Origin of the sequence: Candidatus Poriferisodalis sp., assembly GCF_965204195.1 — a bacterium.
Lineage (GTDB): Bacteria > Actinomycetota > Acidimicrobiia > Acidimicrobiales > Poriferisodalaceae > Poriferisodalis.
This window is the reverse complement of sequence record NZ_OZ241975.1, coordinates 1,201,878-1,222,755: the sequence shown is the minus strand read 5'-3', so window position 1 is coordinate 1,222,755 and position 20,878 is coordinate 1,201,878. Positions and strand designations below refer to the sequence as shown.

Annotated in this window: 13 protein-coding genes; 11 read left to right on the top strand and 2 right to left on the bottom strand. The window is 67.3% G+C overall.

The window, feature by feature from the left end; all coding sequences use genetic code 11:
* Nucleotides 1–43: 43 nt before the first annotated feature.
* From ACOGI8_RS05450 to ACOGI8_RS05410, 9 genes are all read left to right on the top strand, one after another.
* Nucleotides 44–2,440 (top strand): HAD-IB family hydrolase, encoded by a 2,397-nt coding sequence (locus ACOGI8_RS05450; RefSeq protein WP_419855873.1) that lies wholly within the window; start codon nucleotides 44–46, stop codon nucleotides 2,438–2,440.
* On the top strand, nucleotides 2,437–4,026 hold the full coding sequence (locus ACOGI8_RS05445; protein ID WP_419855872.1) for a lactate racemase domain-containing protein: 1,590 nt from the start codon (nucleotides 2,437–2,439) through the stop codon (nucleotides 4,024–4,026). The genes ACOGI8_RS05450 and ACOGI8_RS05445 overlap by 4 nt, the downstream gene beginning before the upstream one ends.
* On the top strand, nucleotides 4,016–4,996 hold the full coding sequence (locus ACOGI8_RS05440) for a lysophospholipid acyltransferase family protein (RefSeq protein ID WP_419855871.1): 981 nt from the start codon (nucleotides 4,016–4,018) through the stop codon (nucleotides 4,994–4,996). The genes ACOGI8_RS05445 and ACOGI8_RS05440 overlap by 11 nt, the downstream gene beginning before the upstream one ends.
* A gap of 85 nt (nucleotides 4,997–5,081) precedes the next feature.
* The gene (locus ACOGI8_RS05435; protein ID WP_419855870.1) at nucleotides 5,082–5,963 is read left to right on the top strand and encodes a M15 family metallopeptidase; all 882 of its coding nucleotides are present in this window, start codon (nucleotides 5,082–5,084) and stop codon (nucleotides 5,961–5,963) included.
* Between the two features lie 117 nt (nucleotides 5,964–6,080).
* The gene (locus ACOGI8_RS05430) at nucleotides 6,081–7,166 is read left to right on the top strand and encodes a class I SAM-dependent methyltransferase (RefSeq protein ID WP_419855869.1); all 1,086 of its coding nucleotides are present in this window, start codon (nucleotides 6,081–6,083) and stop codon (nucleotides 7,164–7,166) included.
* Nucleotides 7,167–7,267: 101 nt separating this feature from the next.
* The gene (locus ACOGI8_RS05425) at nucleotides 7,268–9,547 is read left to right on the top strand and encodes an aconitate hydratase (protein WP_419855868.1); all 2,280 of its coding nucleotides are present in this window, start codon (nucleotides 7,268–7,270) and stop codon (nucleotides 9,545–9,547) included.
* A 276-nt stretch (nucleotides 9,548–9,823) separates the two neighbouring features.
* Entirely contained in the window at nucleotides 9,824–10,741 is a 918-nt protein-coding gene (locus ACOGI8_RS05420) for a LysR family transcriptional regulator (protein WP_419855867.1), read from the top strand.
* 10 nt (nucleotides 10,742–10,751) lie between these two features.
* On the top strand, nucleotides 10,752–12,089 hold the full coding sequence (locus tag ACOGI8_RS05415; protein ID WP_419855866.1) for an acyl-CoA carboxylase subunit beta: 1,338 nt from the start codon (nucleotides 10,752–10,754) through the stop codon (nucleotides 12,087–12,089).
* Nucleotides 12,090–12,180: 91 nt separating this feature from the next.
* On the top strand, nucleotides 12,181–13,452 hold the full coding sequence (locus tag ACOGI8_RS05410) for a citrate synthase (protein ID WP_419855865.1): 1,272 nt from the start codon (nucleotides 12,181–12,183) through the stop codon (nucleotides 13,450–13,452).
* A gap of 48 nt (nucleotides 13,453–13,500) precedes the next feature.
* Here the strand turns inward: ACOGI8_RS05410 and ACOGI8_RS05405 are convergent, their stop codons facing one another.
* Nucleotides 13,501–14,484 (bottom strand): NAD(P)H-quinone oxidoreductase, encoded by a 984-nt coding sequence (locus ACOGI8_RS05405; RefSeq protein WP_419855864.1) that lies wholly within the window; start codon nucleotides 14,482–14,484, stop codon nucleotides 13,501–13,503.
* Nucleotides 14,485–14,525: 41 nt separating this feature from the next.
* On the opposite strand from ACOGI8_RS05405, the gene ACOGI8_RS05400 reads away from it, so the two are divergent.
* Nucleotides 14,526–15,350, top strand: coding sequence for a tyrosine-protein phosphatase (locus ACOGI8_RS05400; RefSeq protein ID WP_419855863.1), 825 nt, complete (start codon nucleotides 14,526–14,528; stop codon nucleotides 15,348–15,350).
* 65 nt (nucleotides 15,351–15,415) lie between these two features.
* Here the strand turns inward: ACOGI8_RS05400 and ACOGI8_RS05395 are convergent, their stop codons facing one another.
* The gene (locus ACOGI8_RS05395; protein ID WP_419855862.1) at nucleotides 15,416–19,588 is read right to left on the bottom strand and encodes an ABC transporter substrate-binding protein; all 4,173 of its coding nucleotides are present in this window, start codon (nucleotides 19,586–19,588) and stop codon (nucleotides 15,416–15,418) included.
* Between the two features lie 145 nt (nucleotides 19,589–19,733).
* Between ACOGI8_RS05395 and ACOGI8_RS05390 the strand changes: the two genes are divergently transcribed.
* The gene (locus ACOGI8_RS05390) at nucleotides 19,734–20,846 is read left to right on the top strand and encodes an acyl-CoA dehydrogenase family protein (protein ID WP_419855861.1); all 1,113 of its coding nucleotides are present in this window, start codon (nucleotides 19,734–19,736) and stop codon (nucleotides 20,844–20,846) included.
* The last annotated feature ends 32 nt before the right edge of the window (nucleotides 20,847–20,878 follow it).

Sequence of the window (20,878 nt, the reverse complement as noted above, 5' to 3'; positions counted from 1 at the left end):
GTCGTGCGCGTATCCGGCGCCCGTTGGGGCTAAACAACACGTCGTGATCGCCGACGCGTTGGCCGCAAAACGCATCGCCATCACCGGTGCAACCGGTTTCTTGGGCACAGCGCTCGTCGAGCGGCTGCTGCGCTCGGTGCCCGATTGCGACCTGGTGCTGCTGGTGCGGCCGGGCCGCCGCACCGACGTGAACCGGCGCGTGCAGCGCGAGATTCTGCGCAACGACGCTTTCGAGCGCCTTCGCGCTGCGTGGGGCAACGACTTCGACGAGATCTGCAGCCGGCGCATCACGGCGGTTTCCGGGGATGTGAGCGTCGACGGCCTCGGGCTCTCCCCCAGCGATCTCGAGCTGCTCTGCAGCTGCGACGTCATCATCCACTCGGCCGCCACGGTCAGCTTCGACAGCCCGCTGGACGCATCGATCGAGACCAATCTCCTGGGCCCCAACCGATTGCTCGAGGCCTGCCAGTCCCACGGCACCACACCGCACTTCATCGCGGTGTCGACGTGCTATGTGGCCGGGAATCGGCGTGGTTCAGCGGCCGAAGTCTTCCTGGCCGACACACCGTTCTCGATGGACGTCGACTGGCGGGCCGAAGTGTCCGCCGCGCGCCGCACCCGCGCCGATCTCGACGCCGCCAGCCGCTCCCCCGAGCGCCTGCGCCGCTTCCATCGGGACGCGCGAGAGGAGCTCGGCCCCGCCGGCCTGCCGCTGCTGGCCGCCAAGACCGAGCAGTTGCGCCGGGAATGGGTGGACGCCGAGATGGTCACCGCCGGTCGCAGCCGCGCGACCTCGCTGGGATGGCCCGACGTCTACACGTACTCGAAGGCGCTGGGCGAGCAAGCACTGGTGGAGCTGCAGGGCGATGTGCCCATCTCCATCGTTCGACCGTCCATCATCGAATCGGCCTTCGCCGAGCCCTCGCCGGGCTGGATCCGCGGCTTCCGCATGGCCGAGCCGCTGTTCGTGTCGTTCGCGAAGGGCGAGCTCGACACGTTCCCGGGCTACCCCGAGGGCATCATCGACGTCATCCCCGTCGACATGGTCGCAGCGGCGATCATCGCCCTCGCGGCGCGAGGGCCGGTGCCCGAGCCGGAGATCTTCCAAGTGGCGTCTGGTGCGGTAAACCCGCTGCGCTTCAAAGTGCTGACCGAGACAACCATGCAGTGGTTCCAAGACCACCCCGTCTACGACGCCAAGGGTCATCCCACGGCTAGCACCCAGTGGCGCTACGCCGGGGCAAGCGGTCTGGAAGAGCAGCTCGATCGAGCCATGTCGTTGTTCAATACGGCAGAGAAAGTGGTGCACCGGCTGCCGATGCGGGGCCGCAACGACTTCACCATCCGGCTTGCGCAGCGGCGAGCCGGCCTCGAGCAGATCCGCGACTACGTCCTGCTGTACGGCGCCTACGGCAAGTGCGAAGCGCTGTACGAGATCGACCGCACGACCGAGCTGTGGGAGTCGCTGCCTGAAGCTGACCGCGAGCGGTTCGGCTTCGACCCCCGGGTCATCGACTGGGCCGCCTACATCGCCGAAGTGCACCTGCCGACGGTCATCGCCCAGGCACGCGTCAAGACCACGCCCCAGCCCCGCACCGGACCGAGCCGCAACGAGCGCCTGCGCACCGCAGTGCTCGACCCGGCACGCCATTTCGCCGCATTCGACCTCGAGAACACCCTGATCGCCAGCAACGTGGTCGAGACCTACGCATGGCTCGCAACCCGGCGGCTCGACACGCCCCAGCGTGTGCGCTTCGCCCTGCGCACGCTCGCGGAGACACCTGGTCTGTGGCGGAGGGACCGCCGCGACCGCACCGATTTCCTGCGCTACTTCTACCGGCGTTACAAGGGCGCGCCGGTGGGCCAGCTCGACGCCGATGCGGCGGAGATGCTCAGCCACCTGTTCTTGACCAAGGCGTTCCCGGCAGGGCTGCGACGGGTGCGTGAGCACCGAGCCGCGGGACATCGCACGGTACTCATCACCGGTGCGCTCGAGCTGGCCGTGCAGCCGCTGGCGCCGCTGTTCGACCACATCATCGCTGCGCGCATCGACAGCCGCGAGGGGCGCTATACCGGCGAGATGATCGATGTGCCGCCCACCGGCGAGGTGCGCGCCCAGATGATGGTGGACTGGGCCGCGGAGGAAGGTCTCGACTTGGCACAGGGCGTGGCGTATGCCGATGCGGCCTCGGACATGCCCATGCTGGAGGCCGTGGGCTACCCGGTAGCGGTGAATCCCGAGACCCGGCTGGTGACCATTGCCGACAAGCGGGGATGGCTGTGCGAGAACTGGGAACGCTCCCCCGGCGGCCCCCGGCCGCTGCTGCCGATCGCGCCGCCGTTCCGGGTGCGCGCCAACACCGACCGGCTCGACCGCACGCATCGGTCCCGCCGGGCACGCGCCACGGTCGGGAACCCCGCTGAAGGGTCTCGACGGTGACCGCGCGCAAGGGCCTCGTCCTCGAGGTGGACCGCACGACCCCGCCGATCCTGTTCCACCACGGCGAGGGGCTCCGGCTGGAGAAACTGCCCGTCGGCAGCCGGGTCGTGTACCCCAACGAGCCGCTGGATCCCGTGCGCGATCCCGAACGCGCTATTGCCGAGGCTCTGGCCAATCCGCAGGGCGATCGCGATCCCCTGGCCGCCTACATGCAGCCGGGCATGAAGCTGACCATCGCCTTCGACGACCTCTCGCTGCCGCTGCCCCCGATGGCCGCGCCCGACATCCGCGGCCGGATCATCGAGCAGGTCCTGGACATGGCGGCCGCCGCCGGCGTCGACGACGTCGAGCTCATTGCCGCGCTTGCGCTGCATCGCCGCATGACCGAAGCGGAGCTACGTCACGCCGTCGGCGACCGGGTGTACGACGCCTTCGCCCCCCACGGCCAGCTCTACAACTTCGACGCCGAGGATCCCGACGCGCTCACCCACCTGGGCACCACCGACGCCGGCGAGGAGGTGGTGATCTCCAAGCGAGCCGCCGAGTCGGACCTGCTGGTGTACGTCAACATCAACCTGGTGTCGATGGACGGCGGCCACAAGAGCGTCGCTACCGGCCTGTCGCCCTACACGGCGCTGCGCCACCACCACAACGTGCACACGATGCTGCACTCGACATCGTTCATGGATCCCGAGAGCTCTGAGCTGCACACGCGCAACTGGCGCCAAGGGCGCCTGCTGGCAGAGGCCGGCGTGAAGGTGTTCCAGATCGAGACGACGCTCAACAACAACGAATTCCCTTCGCCGTACGACTTCCTGAAGCGGCGCGAGTGGGAGATGACGCCGCGAGACCGCATGATGCTGATGGGCACCAAGACGGCGCTCGACCTCATGTCGCGCCGGCAGGCCCGGCGCATCTTTCAAGGCATCCGGGCGCCGTACGGGCTGACATCCGTGCAGGCCGGCGAGGTCGAGGCCGTGCACCGCCAGACGCTGGAGAACGTCTACCGCCAGCACCTGGTGCGGGTGGAAGGCCAGACCGACGTGCTGACCATGGGGCTGCCCTACATCTGCCCCTACAACGTCAACTCGATCATGAACCCGATCCTGGTGGCGTGCTTGGGCCTCGGCTATTTCTTCAACCTGTACCGGGGCAAGCCGCTCGTCCGCCAAGGCGGCGTGGTGATCATGACGCACCCCACGCCGTGGGAGTTCCACCCCGTCCACCACCCCAGCTACATCGACTTCTTCGAAGAGGTCCTGGCCAACACCACCGATCCAGCGATCATCGAGCACCGGTACGAGAAGCGCTACGCCGAAGACGAGTGGTACCGGCACCTGTACCGGACCTCCTACGCCTACCACGGCGTGCACCCGTTCTACATGTGGTACTGGTGCGCGCACGCGCTCGAGCATCTGGGCGGGGTGATCATCGTCGGCGGCGACAAGGCCGCCACCCAGCGCATGGGCTTCCGTTCTGCTTCGACGCTGAACGATGCGCTCGAGATGGCAACCGACGTGGTCGGGCGCGACCCGTCGATCACCCACTTTCACAATCCGCCCATGCTGATGGCCGATGTCGTCTGAGAAGCCGGGGATCTCCCACCTCGGGGCCAAGCGCGCCCAGCGCACGAGGGCGTCGGTGACGCGCATCATGCGCGGCACCGAATTCCCGCTGCGAGCGGCCGCAACCCCCCGAGGCCAGACGCCCCTGCCGGTCAACGTGGGTCCGAACTACGACACCGACTGGGCTCGGCGCTTCCCGGCTCGGGTTGCCCGACGGGTTGCACGCGACACCATCGTCCGCGGGCTCGTGCGCTACTACGCCCAGCCGACGATCAAGGGAGTGGACCGGCTCAGCGAGCTCGACGGTCCGGCGGTGTTCGCTGCCAACCACCAGAGCCATGTGGATACGGCAGTCATCGCCACCTCGGTTCCCGAACCGTGGTGCAACCGGCTCGTGGTCGGCGCTGCGGCCGACTATTTCTTCGGAAACCGGGTGTCGTCAGCGATCTCGGCACTGTTCGTCGGCGCCATCCCCATCGAGCGAACCGCACTCAACCGACGCACGATCGACAAGGCGGTCACGCTGCTGCGCAACGGCTGGAGCCTGGTGATCTATCCCGAGGGCGGTAGATCCCGCGACGGCTGGGGTCAGCAGTTCCGTCCCGGTGCTGCATTCCTGGCCAAGCAGGCCGGCGTACCTGTGGTGCCCGTGCACATCCGGGGCACATTCGACATCCTGCGCAAGGGCCGTGCGTGGCCGAGGCGTGCGCGATCGGTGATCAATTTCGGCCGGCCGCTGAGCTTCGGCGAGGGCGAGAACAACCGCCGCTTTACCCGGCGGCTCCAAGCTGCGGTGGAGGGACTCGCCGACGAGACGGCCACCGGGAACTGGTTCGCGGCCCGTCGGCGCTTGCACGACGCCGACAGCCCCGGCCTCGAGGGCCCCACGGCATCGGCGTGGCGCCGCCGCTGGGCGCTCACCGAGCCCGCCCGGCTCGATGGGGCCTCGGACAGCCCAGCAGCCGCGAAGCGTCGCTGGCCCTACGTGTAGACCCATCCGCCAGCCGGCGGGACGAACAAAGACGCTGCCGGATCGCAGCCATCTCGTATGGTTCGATTGGTGCTGTCGATGACTGGTGAGCGCGCTGGTGTCAACTGATCGTCGCTTGGCTTGGGCGGCAGCCACGCTGGCCTTCGCCGTCGGCGCGCTCGTCTCCCCGAATGCAGCTGGCGCGAGCTCGATCGACGGGCAATGGCACATCACCGACCCAGTCGTCGGACCGTGGGATCCGCCACGAACCACCCACGAACCCGAGTCTCGATGGCAGAAGCTCCCGCCCGCCGGTGTCGACTCGCTGTCCTTCCCGCACTTCACCGGGCCGGAGTTCAACGAGCTGTTCACCACAGCAGAACTGCCGAACCTGTCGTCGCTCTCGGCTGCGCCGACGATCACCTATTCGGACGAGATGGACGAGCACATCCGTGCCGAGGCCATCGAACGCGGCTACCAGCGCCGGCCCCTGCCAGCCGACTACGCGCTGATGCGCCTCATCGACGATGGCCTCACGCTGCAGCGTCCTGCCGCCGCGGCATGGCTGGCCCTGCAGCAGGACGCTGCCGAGCACGGCTTCGAGCTGGAGTTGAACTCCGCGTACCGGGGGCACCGGTACCAGCGGCAGCTGTTCCTGCGTCCGATCAAGGCGCCATATGAGTTCGATGACGTGGCAGACCGCATGAAGATGTCGGCACCCCCCGGCTATTCCAAGCACCACACCGGATACGCCATCGACATCGGCCAATCCGGCTACCACGACTTCGGCAGCTCCCCGGCCTATGAGTGGATCTCAGCCGGCAACTTCGCCAATGCCAAGAAGCACGGCTGGATCCCCAGCTACCCCCCTGACGGCGGCCGGCAGGGCCCGGAGCCCGAGCCATGGGAGTTCACCTACGTCGGCGTCGAGGCAATCCTGTGCTTCCATCAGCCCCCGACCGGCGACGACCCCCTCTGCACCGCCTGAGCGAGCGGCCAAGAGGCTGAGCCGCCAGGCGAAGCCGGGGCCTGAGCGGCCCGTGAGCCCAATCGCATGGGAATGGGGAACATGAGCGGGAAACACAGGGCGAGTAGCTTCTTGCGGATGGCTGAGACCGCAACCGAACAGCGTGAGATCGATCCTGACGTCCTGAAGAAGCTCGCCTTCCAAGTGTGGACGTACAAGAAGGGCGAGATGGTGTCGGCGATGCTGCACATCGGCGACCAGCTGGGGCTCTTCCCAGCCCTCTCGGAGACCCAACCCGCCACGAGCCATGACGTGGCGGAGGCAACCGGACTGACCGAACGGTTGGTGCGGGAGTGGCTGTACGGCGTGGCGGCCGCCGGCCTCGTCGATCACGACGACGGCGCCTTCTCGCTGTCGCCCGAGGCCGAGGCGCTGCTCGTCGATGAGGAGGGCTCGCTGCACTTCGCCATGGGCGCCTTTCGCGGCGGGCTCGGTGACCAAGTCTTGGATCTGATCCTCGACTCGTTCCGCACCGGCATCGGCATGACCTACGAGCAGCAGGGTCCCCGAGCGGCGGCCGGCTTGGCCCGCACCACCGGGCCATTCAGCCGCCAGAACCTCACGTCGGTCATCCTGGGCGGTCTCGACGGTGTCGTAGCCAAGCTGGAACGCGGTGCCAAAGTGCTCGACGTGGGCTGCGGAGCGGGCGTGTCGGCCTGCTTGATCGCCGAGAAGTGGCCCAATACCGAGGTCGTCGGCTTCGATCCGTCGGCCATCGCGGTCCAGCAAGCACAGGAACGGGCTGAGGACGCAGGTCTGGAGAACACGACGTTCGTCGAGGCCGGCGCCTCCGACGTTCCCGCCACGGGCGATTTCGATCTGGCACTCACGTTCGACTGCCTCCACGACATGCCCCGCCCCGACGACGCACTCGACGCCATCCGAGGCGCGCTCGACGCCGACGGCACGCTGCTCATCAAGGACATCCGCTCCAAGGGTGACTTCAACCTGGACCGTCGCAACCCGATGCTGGCCATGTTCTACGGCTTCTCCGTCACGAGCTGCCTCCAGTCGGCGCTGAGCGAGCCGGACGGCATGGGACTGGGCACGCTCGGTCTCTATCCCGACAAGGCCCGAGAAATGACCGCAGCCGCCGGATTCACACGCTTCACCGAGCATGACTTCAACGACGCCGCGAACCTCTACTACGAAGTCCGGCCTTGATCGCGCAGCGAACAAGAGCCGCATCCTCTAGATAGGTTCGACGGCGAGCAGGCTCAACCGCTGCGCATGAGCTGAGCACGCCGACGAGCCCGGGAGGACATATGGCCGTTCACGCGAGTACTCCGATCGAGCTGATCGAAGGGGTGTACGCCGGACTGGCCGACGCCGTGGTCTTCGGGCGCGAGCGGTTGGGCCGAGCGCTCACGCTGTCGGAGAAAATCCTGATCGCGCATCTGTCTCACCGTGAACAGGAACTCGAGCGGGGTGTCTCGTATGTGGACTTGACACCCGACCGGGTCGCTATGCAGGACGCCACAGCGCAGATGGCGTGGCTGCAGTTCATGACTGCGGGGCTGGACGAGGTGGCGGTGCCCACCACGACCCACTGCGACCATCTCATCCAGGCCCGTGAAGACGGCAAGCGCGACCTGCTCGCCGCGTCGGAGAACAACGAGGAGGTCTACGACTTTCTCGAGAGCGTGTGCGCCCGCTACGGCGCAGGCTTCTGGAAGCCCGGCAGCGGCATCATCCACCAGGTCGTGCTGGAGCAATACGCCTTCCCCGGCGGGATGATGATCGGCACCGACAGCCACACGCCCAATGCCGGCGGGCTGGGCATGGTGGCGGTCGGCGTGGGCGGCGCCGATGCCGTCGACGTCATGACCGGCTTCGCCTGGAACGTGCGGTGGCCCAAGGTCATCGGTGTACACCTCACCGGCGAGCTGTCCGGCTGGAGTGCGCCGAAGGACGTGATCCTGAAGGTGGCCGAGATCCTGACAGTGTCCGGCGGCACCGGGGCGATCGTGGAGTACTTCGGCCCGGGCGCCGAATCGCTCAGCGCCACCGGCAAGGGCACGATCTGCAACATGGGTGCCGAGATCGGCGCCACCACGTCGCTGTTCGGCTACGACGCTGCGATGGCCCGCTACCTGTCGGCCACCGGACGCTCCGCGGTGGCCGCGGCGGCCGACGCGGTCGCCGAGCACCTGCGGCCCGATGACGAGGCGATGGCCGACCCTGGCGCCCATTACGACCAGGTCATCGAGATAGACCTGTCGCGACTGCGGCCCCACATCAATGGTCCCCACACGCCCGACCTCGCCCGTGAGGTGTCCGCCCTGGGCGCGGAGGCCCAAGCCGAGGGCTGGCCGCTTCAGATCAGCGCAGCGCTCATCGGCAGCTGCACGAACTCCAGCTACGAGGACATCACCCGGGCCGCCTCGATCGCTCGCGATGCCGCTGCCAAGGGGCTGCGGGCACGGACGCAGCTGCTCGTGACCCCAGGCTCGGAGCAGGTGCGTGCCACCATCGAGCGTGACGGGCTGCTCGCCGACTTCGAGGCGCTGGGCGCCACGGTGCTCGCCAACGCCTGCGGGCCCTGCATCGGCCAGTGGGACCGCTCCGGCGACGAGAACTACGTCCCCGGTCAGGCGAACGTGATCGTCACGTCTTACAACCGCAATTTCCCCAAGCGCAACGACGGCGACGCCGCGACGCTGGCATTCGTCACGTCGCCCGAGACCGTCATGGCCCTGGCGCTGGCGGGAACGCTCGACTTCGATCCCGTGGACGGCGTGCTGCACACCGATGCCGGGGAGCCGGTCTCGCTGCCGACCCCGGTGGGCGTGGAGCTGCCGCCGGCCGGCTTCGATCCCGGCGAGAGCGGGTTCGTGGCCCCGCCGGCTGATCCGGGCAGTGTCGAGGTACGGGTCTCGCCGACATCAGACCGCCTGCAGGTGCTCGAGCCGTTCGAAGCGTGGGACGGCGACGACTACGCCGATCTCCCGGTGCTGGTCAAGGCCAAGGGCAAGTTCACCACCGATCACATCTCCATGGCCGGCCCGTGGCTTCGCTACCGGGGCCACCTCGAGAACATTTCGGGAAACCTGTACCTCGGTGCGGTGAATGCCTTCGACGGGTACGACGTCGGGCACGGCAAGAACCAGTTGACCGGCGAGACGCAGCCGTACCCGGAGATCGCGAAGGCGTATCACGCCGCCGGCGTGAACTGGGTGGTGATCGGCGACCAGAACATGGGCGAGGGCTCGAGCCGCGAGCACGCCGCCATGGAGCCGCGCTTTCGGGGCGGCTTGGTCGCGCTGTGCCGCAGCTTCGCCCGCATCCACGAGACCAACCTGAAGAAGCAGGGCATGCTGCCGCTCACGTTTGCGGATCCTGCCGACTACGACCACATCGATGAGGATGATCGGATCTCGGTGCTGGGGCTCGCCGATCTGGCGCCGGGCCGCCCGGTCACCGTCGAGGTGCGCAAGCCGTCGGGCGACACGTTCTCGTTCGAGGCCAACCACACGTTCAGCGACGACCAGATCGAATGGTTCAAGGCAGGCTCGGCGCTCAACATCATCCGAGCCTCGCTTTGACGCGAGGAAGCCGGCCCGGGGGGAGGGCCGGCTTCTTCGCTGAGGTCGCTGGGCGTGGGGGACGCTTCGACCTGGAGCCGGTCGGAGCGGGGGCTTCCGATCCGGCTTTCGCCTGCCTGGGTGGGGGGACACCGTGCGGCAGTGCGATATGTGAAACGGCTTGGGGTAACCGCTCGAGATCAAATTAGCGTCGGCTTCACTATCGGGCCAGCAGTTAGGGCAGATAGTTTTAATCTCTTTGAGAGATAGTGCGCCGTCCGGCGCTACTGTGGCCTCATGGACCTCAGATACCTCGAAGCGCTGGCCGCCGTGGCCGAGCATGGGCGCTTCTCCGCAGCCGCTCGGGCGCTGCACACCGTGCAGTCCAACGTGTCGAGCCACATCGCCAGGTTGGAGGACGAGCTGGGCGCGGTGCTCGTGGATCGCGCTGTGGGATCGCTGACGCCGGAAGGCGAAGTGGTGCTGGCGCGCACCAAGCGCATCAACTCCGAGATCGCTGCGATGCGGGCCGATGTGGCGTCGATGACCTCCCACGTCACCGGGGAGGTCAGCCTCGGCATCATCGGCACTCCCGGAAGGTGGCTGCTGCCGCCGTTCCTCGATGAGCTGCGGCGGCGCCATCCCGACGTGGACGCCATGGTGGTCGACTCCACCACCCTGGCGCTGATCCGCCTGCTTGAAGGCGGCGAATTGGACCTCGCCGTGATGAACGCCCCGCTCGACCACGAGGAGTTGGTGGCGACTCCCCTGTTCGCCGAGGAATTCGTGGTCATCGCCCCCACCGGGCACGCCCTTGCCGAACAGGGTGACCGCGAGGTGAGCTTCGCCGAACTCGAACAGCACGAGTTGCTGCTCGGACCGCCGGATTCGGTCATGCGCACGCAGATTGATTCCGCTGCCGCCCGGCACGGCGTGAGGCTGCAGACGCTGGCCCAGCTCGACGGCATCCGGCTGACCGCCACGCTGGCCTTTCAGGGCTACGGCCCGGCCATCGTGCCGATCACCTCGATTCCCGTCTGGACCGATCGAGGCGACTGGAGCGTGCTCACCGTGACCGGGTTGCCTCCCCGCCAGGTCGCGCTCGCAATCCGCCGCCGGGGCATGCTCTCCGCACCAGCGGCTGCAACCCGTGACGTGCTGCGCACGGTGATGCGAAGCGTCGCCCGCCGCATCCCCGGTGTAACTGCCGCATAACCTCACCACAGTGGAATTGCAGCTACGGGCTGGCGCCAGTGGACATGTCACCGCCGGCGTCGCCACGCTCGGTGGCCGGACGGCCATGCTCATCTCCGCCGACAGCCCCCACCGGCGCGGCGCTCTTGCGCCTGCCGACAGCGAAACGATCGTCGCCGGCCTGCAGACCGCGCTCGCCAAGCGGCTTCCCGTCGTTCTCATGCTGTCCTCGAGCGGCGCCGACGCTCACCACGGGGTCGCCGCGCTGCACGGCTGGGGCGAGGCCGCTCGGGTGCTCGTTCGCTGCTCCGGTGTGGTCCCGATCCTGGCTGGTGTAACAGGCCAAGCAATTTCGGGCATCGCGCTGCTGATCGGCCTCGCCGACATTGTCGTCATGGCCGACGACGCGTATGCGTTCGTCAGCGGTCCCGTGCCAGTGCAGGAAATGACCGGCGTGGTCATCGGGCCCGATGAGCTCGGCGGCGCGCCGATCCACGCCAGAGCTTCAGGGACGGCGTGCGCGATCACGTCTGCGGATGACGTGCTCGAAACGCTGACCGACATGTTGGCGTACCTGCCGCACCACTGCGACGAGCTGCCGCCGACCATCGACACTGCCGATCCACGCGGGCGGCTCACGCCCGAGGCCGGCGCCCTGCTGCCCACCCAGGCGACCGGCGCATACGACGTTCGGGGCATCATCGGCGAATCGGTCGACGACGGCTGCTTTGTCGAACTGAGGGCCGGCTGGGCGCCCAACATGGTGACCGGCTTCGCATCGCTGGGGGGCTATGCGGTGGGTGTGCTGGCCAACCAGCCAATGAGCATCGCGGGCACGCTCGATATCGCCGCCAGCCAGAAGGGCGCTCGCTTCGTCAATTTCTGCGACGCCTTCGGCCTGCCGCTGGTCACGCTGGTGGACACACCCGGCTTCTACCCTGGCAAGGACTTGGAGTGGCGCGGCATGATCCGTCACGGCGCTCAGCTCGCATTTGCCTATGCACGGGCCACCGTGCCACGGGTCGCCGTTGTGCTGCGCAAGTCCTACGGGGGCGCCTACATCGTCATGGACTCCAAGACGATGGGCAACGACGTCTACCTTGCGTGGCCGAGTGCCGAGCTGGCCGTGATGGGTGCCGAACAGGCAGCCCAGATACTGCGCCGGGGTGCCGACCCCACCGAGATCGCCGACTACGTCGCCGACTACGAGGGCACCTACCTCAACCCCTACGTCGCCGCCGAGCGCGGCTACGTCGACGGAGTGATCGATCCCGCCCACACCAGGCGAGAGCTCATCGACACGCTCGACATGCTCTCGACCAAGCGCGAGCGGCTGCGCCAGCGCCGGCACGACAACACTCCGCTGTGAGTCCACCACCCGTCGAATGGCCCCCAGCGGCGCCGGATTCGCGGTCAGCCGACATTTTGGGTACATTCGGCGGCGCGAACGAGGGGGACTGATGGCGCAGGACAGCTTCACGATCACCGACAACCGCACAGGAGAGTCGGTGACCGTTCCCGTGGTCGACGGCACGATCTCCGCGGCCGCACTGCGCGAACTGGACCGGGGCCTGTGGTTCTACGACCCTGCCTACCTCTCCACGGCCAACTGCGATTCGAAGATCACCGAGATCGACGGCAGCGAGGGCATCTTGCGCTATCGCGGCTACCCCATCGAGCAGCTCGCGGAGCAGTCCAGCTTCCTCGAGGTGGCGTACCTGCTGATCCACGGCGAGCTGCCGACCGAGGCCGAGGCGGCCGAGTGGATCCACCACATCACGTTCCACACCTATGTGCACGAGGACATCACGCGCTTCATCAAGGGCTTCCGCTACGACGCGCACCCGATGGGCACGCTGGTTTCGACCATCGCCGCGCTGTCCACCTTCTACCCAGAGGCCAAGGACATCGACGATCCCTACAAGCGTCTGGTCCAGATCATCCGGCTGATGGCCAAGATGCCGACGATGGCGGCGTTCACCTACCGCAATCGGATGGGTCTGCCGTACGAGTACCCGGTCAACCACCTCACCTACACCGGCAACTTCCTGCGGATGATGTGGAACGTGGCCGATCCCGACTACGTGCCCGACCCGACGCTGACACGGGCGCTCGACGTGCTGTTCATCCTGCACGCCGATCACGAGCAGAACTGCTCCACCACCACGATGCGCACGGTCGGGTCCAGCCGGGCCGATCCGTACTCGGCGGTGGCGGCGGCAACCTGCGGGCTGTATGGGCCGCTGCACGGCGGCGCCAACGAGCAGGTCATCCGGATGCTGCACGAGATCGGCAGCTTCGACAACGTGGCTTCCTACGTCGAGCGAGCCAAGTCGGGCGACGTGCTGCTGCAGGGCTTCGGGCACCGGGTGTACAAGAACTACGACCCGCGGGCCAGGATCATCAAGGAGACTGCCGACGAGGTGTTCAAGGTGACCGGCCTGAACCCGTTGCTCGACATCGCCATGAAGCTCGAAGAGGTGGCGCTCAGCGACTCCTACTTCAAGGACCGGCGCCTGTACCCCAACGTCGACTTCTACTCGGGGCTGATCTACGAGGCGATGGGCTTCCCGCTCGACATGTTCACCGTGCTGTTCGCCATCGGGCGGACGCCGGGCTGGCTGGCGCACTGGGTGGAGATGCTGGGCGATCCCGAGCAGAAGATCTACCGCCCCCGCCAGAAGTACACCGGCCCCGGTCAGCGCGACTACGTGGCCATCGAGAGCCGCTAGCCGTCTCTCCCTCACCCGGCGCAGCGGGCGCGGCGCCGGGTCACGTCGCTAGGCGATGTCCAGCAGGATCTTGCCGACGTTTGCGTTGGTGGCCATGTACTCGTGTGCCTCGGCGATGTCGTCGAGCGCGAATCGGGAGTCGATGACCGGTCGCAGTGAGCCGTCGTCGAAACGAGGGAGCAGTTCGGCGCAGAACCGCTGGTTGGCGTCGATCTTCTGCTCGATGGGCCGCGAACGCAGCACGGTGCCGATCAGCGCCGCTCGCTTCGGCAGCAGCGCGCCGAGCGGGAACGTGGCCGTCGGCTCGCCCATGACGCCGACTTGGATGATGCGCCCTTGGACGCGCACCGAGGCAATGTTGCGGGCCAGGTAATCGCCGCCGATCACATCCAGCACCACGTCGACACCTTGGCGGCCCGTCCATTCCTTGATCGCCCCGGCGAAGTCGGTCTCGGTGTAGTCGACGACGAGGTCGGCGCCGAGATCGGTGCAAGCCACCACCTTCGACGTGGAGCAGGTGACGGCGATGCGGGCGCCGATGGCTTTGGCGATCTGGATGGCGGCAGTGCCCACGCCCGACGCGCCGGCGTGCACCAGCGTGGTGCCGCCCGAGGTCAGCCCGCCCTGGGTCACCAGTGCGTCGTGGGCGGTCATGAACACCTCCGGGATAGCCGCGGCATCGCGCAGCTCCACCGAAGCGGGGATGTGCTGCAGCATGCGCTCGTGGGTGACGACCTGCTCGGCCTTGGCGCCGCCCGACACAATGCCCATCACCTCGTCGCCCACCGACCAGCCGGTGACACGCTCGCCGAGCGCGGCGATGGTGCCGGCGAACTCAAGACCTGGGATCTCGAATTCGGGCTTGGGGCCGGGTGCGGGGTACAGCCCCATCCGCTGGAGCAGGTCGGCGCGGTTCATGGCCGAGCACGCCACGTCGACGAGCACTTCTTCGGGTCCAGGCACCGGGTTTGGCACGTCCCGCACCTGGAGGACTTCGACGCCGCCGTATTCGGGTATCACCACTGCACGCATGAGCGGCGACGGTAGCCCGCAAGTGATTACCCTGCGAGCCCGTGCGTCGGGATGCCGTCATCACCCTCGAGGGCGCGAACAACTGCCGTGACATCGGCGGGTATCCCGCAGCGGGCGGACGCTATGTGCGGATGGGGGCGCTGTTCCGCTCCGACCGCCTGAGCGCGCTGTCCCTCGACGATCTCGAAGAACTCGGCAGCCGGGGCATCCGCACCGTTGTCGACTTCCGTGCCGGACCCGAGATCGAGCGCGACCGCTCGCGGCTGTGGCCCGGCGTGACCTCGCACATCTCGCTGCCGGTGGGCGACACCGTGGACGGCGACATCAGCATGGTGGAGCAGATCTTCGAGGGGCGACTGCGGTCGGTGAGCGAGAGCGACATGGCCGGGCTGTACCTGAAGATGGTTGGCGAATACGGCGAACGGTTTGCCCAGTTCGCGGCGCTCGCGGCCGACGTCGACCACCTGCCGATGCTGTTCCACTGCACCGCCGGCAAGGACCGCAGCGGCATCGCGTCGGCGCTGCTGCTTGAAGTACTCGGCGTCGCCCGCGAGACCGTGCTGGACGACTACTGCCTCACCAACGAGCTGCGATCCCACCAGCGCATGGCTGAGCTGGCGCCGGAGTTCGCGAAGATCGGCATCAGCATCGACGACGTGGGAGCCATTCTGAGCGCTCCGCGCGGCGTCATGGCCGCGGTGTTGGCCGACCTCGACGTCCGATTCGGTGACGTCGGCGCGGCCCGCGACAGCCTGAACGGCAGCACGACGGACGAAGGACCGCAATCCGGTGTAGTGGGATACCTGCTTGCCCACGGACTCGACCCAGCGGCGCTGGAGATGCTGCAGGCGAACCTGCTGATCTGAGGCTGCTCGCGACCCGACTGGATCAACACCCCTCGCGTCGACGCCGGGGCGGCCGCGAGCGCCCCCTACTGATCGGTGCGGTACAGGTAGCGGATGTCCCAGTAGCCGTACAGCGTCGGCGTGGTATTGCCGAACACGTTGCGCACAGCGCCCAGTCGTTCGCCGAGCGTCGTGTAGATCAACGGCACGTTCGCTGCGGCGATGGCCTGCGCCTCGCGGTAGAGCCGGACTCGCTTGTCGTGGTCGAGTTCCTGGCTGGCCTCGATATAGAGCCGGTCGATCTCGGCTTCCCAGTCGGTAGCGGGTTCGTCTTGGAACGGATGCCACAGGTGCAGCGACTGGGAACTGTGCCACAAGCCGATGCCGCTGTAGGGATCGGGGCCGCCGGTGAAGCCGATGACCATCGCCTCCCAGCCATAGGTGGTGGTGAGCTGCGACACCAGGTCTCGGAATTCGATCGCCTCGTAGGTGACGTCGAGACCCGCCTCGGCCATCCCGTCCCGGATGATCTCGGTGACAGCCTGGCGCACAGCGTTGCCCTTGTTGGTCACCAGCGTGAACGAGATGGGGTTGCCCAAGTCGTCCTCGCGGATGCCGTCTCCGTCGGTGTCGATCCACCCCAGATCGTCCAGGAGATCGTTCGCCCTGTCGATGTCGTACGGGTAGCGACGCACATCGGGGTTGTGGAAGTCGGCGGCGGCCGGGCTCACTGACGACCACTGCTCGTAGCCCAGCCCGTGCTGGACGCCATCGATCATGGCGGCCTTGTCGAGCGTGTGGGCCACCGCCTGACGGAAGTTGACGTTGCCGAACCAGTGCAGCTTGGTCGGGTCGACGAACGGCTCGCCTGCGTCGTTCGAGCCCGGATTCTGGTTGAAGGTCAGGAACGTGGTGCCGAAACCGGGACCCCGGCGGTGCAGGGCGAAGTTCTCGTCTTCCTGCAGCGGCTCGAGCAGCGCGTACTCCTCGCCCAGCACACCGTGGAAGTCCGCGGTGCCGTCACGGAACAGCGCCAGCTCAGACTCCAGATCCGGCACCACCATGTGCACCACCTGATCCAAGTACGGGAGTTGCTGGCCGTCGGCGTCGGTCTGCCAGTAGTGCGGGTTGCGCTTGAAAACGACCCGCTCCTCGGGTGTGTACTCCCCGATGGTGAAGGGCCCGGTGCCGACGATCTCGGACGGATCGGTATCGATGTTCCAGAACTCGGTGAACGTGCCTGCCTCGATGGGCCCTTCAAAGATGTGCTTGGGGTAGATGGACGTGCCCATCGAACGCAGGAACGGTGCGAACGGCTGCGGCAGCACAAACTCGACCGTGTGATCGTCGAGCGCCGCCACCTTCATCTTCGACGTTTCCCACTCTCCGTCATCGTTGAGATAGCGGAACTCGAAGGTGGCACGGCTCGATGCGTTGAAGTCGTCGTTGTAGATGACCTGGTTGAACGTGAAGTCCACGTCGTGCGCTGTGAAGGGCGTGCCGTCGTGCCACCGCACATCGTCACGCAGGCGGAACACCCAGCGCAGCCCGTCGTCGGAGCTCTCCCACGACTCGGCCAGCAGAGGCTCGATCTCATCGTCCAGCCACGACGTCTCAGTGAGGCCCTCGAAGAGGTAGCCCAAGACATTCGACGAGCCGGCGTCGTTGGACAGCGCCAGGTTGAAGGTGAGTGGCTCTGAGATCGTCGCCAGCGTGAGCGCGCCGCCGTGGGTGCCGATGTCGTAGGAGAAGTCGGCGGCATTGCGGCGCAGCTCGTCCACGATCCCCTGGGTCGCCAAGTCTTGTTCGGACGGGCAGAACGACAGCCCGAGGCTGTCGAGATCGTCGGCCAAGAATTCGGCGTAGCGCCAGTCGGCGGGGATGCAGCCGCTGAGCGTGTTGGTGCCGCCGAGCATGATCTGTTCAAGATCAGCAAGCGCCGCGAGACCTGCCGGGATGGGGCCGGTGAGCTGGTTGCCTTGGAGCCAGAGGCGCCGCAGGCTGCTGAGATTGCCGAACTCGGCCGGTATGGCGCCGGTGAGCTCATTGCCATCGAGGTAGAGCCGTCGCAGCTTGGTGAGGTTGCCGAGTTCGGCCGGAATCTCGCCGGTCAATTTGTTGCCTCGCAGCCATACCTCGGTCAGCTCCACGAGATTGCCGAGCCCGGCAGGCAGCTCGCCGCTGAGTTGGTTGTCATCGAGGTCGAGCCGGGCGAGATTCACCAGGTTGCCGAGTTCGGCAGGGATGGGACCGGTGAGCTCGTTGTGCCACAGGTTGAGTCGCGTGAGCGAGCTGAGGTTGCCGAGTTCAGCCGGGATCTCACCGCTCAGCTCGTTGTAGCGGAGGAAGAGGATCCGCAGGTTCGCTAGGTCGCCAAGCTCGGCCGGAATGGGGCCGTCGAGCTCGTTGAAGCTGAGCGAGATGCGCTCGAGATTGTCCATGCCGCCGAGTTCGGGCGGGATGGGGCCGGTCAGGGCGTTCCGGCTCAGGTCGAGGTTGCGCAGCTCATCTAGGCCGCTCAGCTCCGCTGGGATCTCCCCCGACAGCTGGTTGTCGTGCACGACGAGTTGCTGGAGCTTGGCCAGCCGGGCCACGCCTGCGGGCAGCTTGCCGGTGAGCGAGTTCCGGCTGAGATCGAGGCTTCTGAGCTGGCCGAGCTCGCCGAGCTGTGAGGGAATGGACCCGCTCAGCAGGTTGTTCGCCATGCGCAGGTCGCGCAGCTTGGCGAGGCGGGTGATGGTGACGGGGATCTCGCCGGACAGGCGGTTGTTGCTCAGGTCGAGTTCGGTGAGCTTGGTGAGGTTGGCGACCGCTGTCTTCAGCGGGCCGGACAACTCGTTGTCATTCAGCCGCAGCTCGCGAAGTTCGGTCAGGTCCCAGAGCGCATACGGGATCTGCCCGTAGAGGACGTTGTCGCTGAGGTCGAGGTGCTTCAGCTTCGTGAGCGCCCCCACGGCACTGGGGATCCGGCCGGTCAGCAGGTTGCGGTCGAGGCGCAGTTCGGTCAGGCTCGCTGCGTCCGCGAGCTCAGCGGGAATGGTGCCCGAGAGCTGGTTGTCGCCCAGGTTCAGAACCTGGAGCTGGCCGAGCTCGCCGATCCGGCTCGGAATGTCGCCCGTGAGCCGGTTGCGCTCCAGCCGGAGTTCCTTGAGCCTGGTGAGCTGGCCCACTTCGGCGGGAATCTCACCAGTTAGCTGGTTGGCTTCCAGCCGCAGGTAGCGCAGGTCGACCAGGTCGCCCAACTCGGGCGGCAGCGCTCCGCTGAGGCCGTTGTGGTCGAGACGTAGATGCCTGAGTTCGGCGAGCTGACCGATCTCGGCGGGAATCTCCCCGGACAGCTGGTTCTCGCTGATGACCAGATACTCGAGTTCGCCGAGGTCGCCCAGCTCTCCCGGGATCGACCCGGTGAGCTGGTTGGCGCGCAGGTCGAGCGTGACGAGCCGCGACAGATTGCCCATCTCAGGGGGCATCTCGCCGGCCAGCGAATTGTCGCTGGCGTCGAGCCAGGTCAACCTGGCGAGGTCGCCGATCTCGGCCGGGATCTCACCCGAGAAGCTGTTGCGGCTGATGTCGAGCCACTGCAGGTTGTCGAGCTGGCCGATCTCGGCGGGGATCTCACCCCAGAACAGGTTGTCGCTGATCACCAGATGCGAGAGCTGGGACATCTCCCCCAGTTCGGACGGCAGCGGGCCCGACATGCGGTTGCCCCGCATGTCGAGGACACGCAGGTTGTCGAGCTCCCACAGCTCGACGGGATTCCTGCCCCACAGGGCGTTGTGCTTGACGTCGAGCAGCATCAGGTTGGTGAGTTCGCCGATCTCGGCAGGGATCTGGCGGTAGAGCCGGTTGTTCTGCAGGTCGAGCTCCCGGAGGCTGGTGAGCTCGCCGATGGCCCGGGGAATCTCGCCGTGGACGCCGTTGTCTCCCAGGTCGAGGCGTTGCAGGCGCGTGAGCTGGCCGATCGCCTCGGGAAGCTCCCCCGACAGCCCGTTGGACGGCAGTTCGAGCCGCACCACGCGCCCGTCGCTGTCGGTGGTGACGCCGTGCCACCGGCTGAGCGGCGCCCTGGAGCCCCAGAGGTCGTTGTGGCTCCAGTTATCCCCGCCGGTTGCCGCGAACAGTTCCTCAAGCGCTGCACGGTCCGACCGTTCGTCGCTGTGTTCGCTGGCAGCAGCAGGAACTGCGAACTGCAAGGCCAGCGCGAGGGCCAGCGAGATGGCTGCGGCCTTGGCCGCCGTGCCGCGACGGGCTCGGATCATGGGTGTGTCCTCGCGTCAGGAAAATGTGGGCGGGCCGACGGTCGGGCAGAGTACAACTCGACCTCGTCGACCCAGCGGAGCCTGCCTGCGCCGGCGTCGATCGGTGTCATGAATCGTCTCGCCCATGCGCCGTAGGGTCTCGGCGATGGACTACTGCTGGCCCCAGGAACTGACCGATCTGGCCGACGAAGCAGCCCGGTGGGCGCGCGAGGCGACCGCCGACCTGTTCACCATCGACGACAGCTGGCTGGTGGGTTACTCGGAGGAGTTCACGCTGCGACTGGGCGAGCGCGGCTGGATCGGGATGTGCTGGCCCGCCGAGGCCGGCGGCGACGGGCGGCCCGAAGTCGAGCGCTTCGTGGTGACCGAGCAGCTGCTGCTCGCGGGCGCTCCGATGGCCAGCTCGTTCTTCCCGGATCGCCAGATCGGCCCGGTGCTGCTCACCTACGGCACGCCCGAGCAGCAGGCCCGGTTCCTGCCGGAGATGCGCGCCGGGCGATCCCGCTGGTGCATCGGCATGTCCGAGCCAGACGCGGGCTCGGACGTGGCCGCGATCGGCACGACGGCGGTGCGAGACGGCGACCGCTTCATCGTGAACGGCCAGAAGATCTGGACGAGCGGCGCCGCCACGGCCAACTGGTGCTACCTGATCTGCCGCACCGATCCCGACGCCCCGCCGCACAAGGGCATGAGCGAGCTGGTCGTGTCGATGGACTCCCCCGGCATCGAGGTGCGGCCGATCCGCGACGCCTCGGGCGACGCCCACTTCAACGAGGTGTACTTCGACGACGTGGCGGTGCCCGTTGAACACCTGGTGGGCGAGCTGAACAACAGCTTCTCCCAGACCATGCGCCAGCTCGAGCACGAGCGGGGCGGCATCGACCGGCTGGCGTCGAACCAGCGCCTCTACCTCGACATGAAGGACCGGGCCGACACCTCGGACCCGCTCATTCGCCAGCGAATGGCCCGTATCGAGACCGGCTACCGGATCGGCCGCGACATGGTGCTGCGCAATGTGCTGCGCCAGACGCCCTTCCCCCAGTACTCGGCGGTGACCAAGACGTGGTGCACCGAGTTCGAGCAGGAGGTCTCCCGCTTCGTGGGCGACGTGGCAGGCGCCGAGACGATGCTGGCCAACCGGGTGTCGCGCAACGTGGTGTACGCGCCCGCCTACACGATCATGGGCGGCACCACGCAGATCCTGCGAAACATCATCGGAGAGCGGATCCTGCGGCTGCCCCGCGAACCCCGCGGCTAGCGGCAAAGGCCCGCCGGGCCCGTGCCTGTTGT

What these genes read in the sequence shown, in the direction of transcription:
- ACOGI8_RS05425 (WP_419855868.1), top strand. Translation starts at nt 7,268, where the DNA reads ATGGCCGTTCACGCGAGTACTCCGATCGAGCTGATCGAAGGGGTGTAC.
- ACOGI8_RS05420 (WP_419855867.1), top strand. Translation starts at nt 9,824, where the DNA reads ATGGACCTCAGATACCTCGAAGCGCTGGCCGCCGTGGCCGAGCATGGG.
- ACOGI8_RS05405 (WP_419855864.1), bottom strand. Translation starts at nt 14,484, where the DNA reads ATGCGTGCAGTGGTGATACCCGAATACGGCGGCGTCGAAGTCCTCCAG.
- ACOGI8_RS05440 (WP_419855871.1), top strand. Translation starts at nt 4,016, where the DNA reads ATGTCGTCTGAGAAGCCGGGGATCTCCCACCTCGGGGCCAAGCGCGCC.
- ACOGI8_RS05410 (WP_419855865.1), top strand. Translation starts at nt 12,181, where the DNA reads ATGGCGCAGGACAGCTTCACGATCACCGACAACCGCACAGGAGAGTCG.
- ACOGI8_RS05430 (WP_419855869.1), top strand. Translation starts at nt 6,081, where the DNA reads ATGGCTGAGACCGCAACCGAACAGCGTGAGATCGATCCTGACGTCCTG.
- ACOGI8_RS05395 (WP_419855862.1), bottom strand. Translation starts at nt 19,588, where the DNA reads ATGATCCGAGCCCGTCGCGGCACGGCGGCCAAGGCCGCAGCCATCTCG.
- ACOGI8_RS05390 (WP_419855861.1), top strand. Translation starts at nt 19,734, where the DNA reads ATGGACTACTGCTGGCCCCAGGAACTGACCGATCTGGCCGACGAAGCA.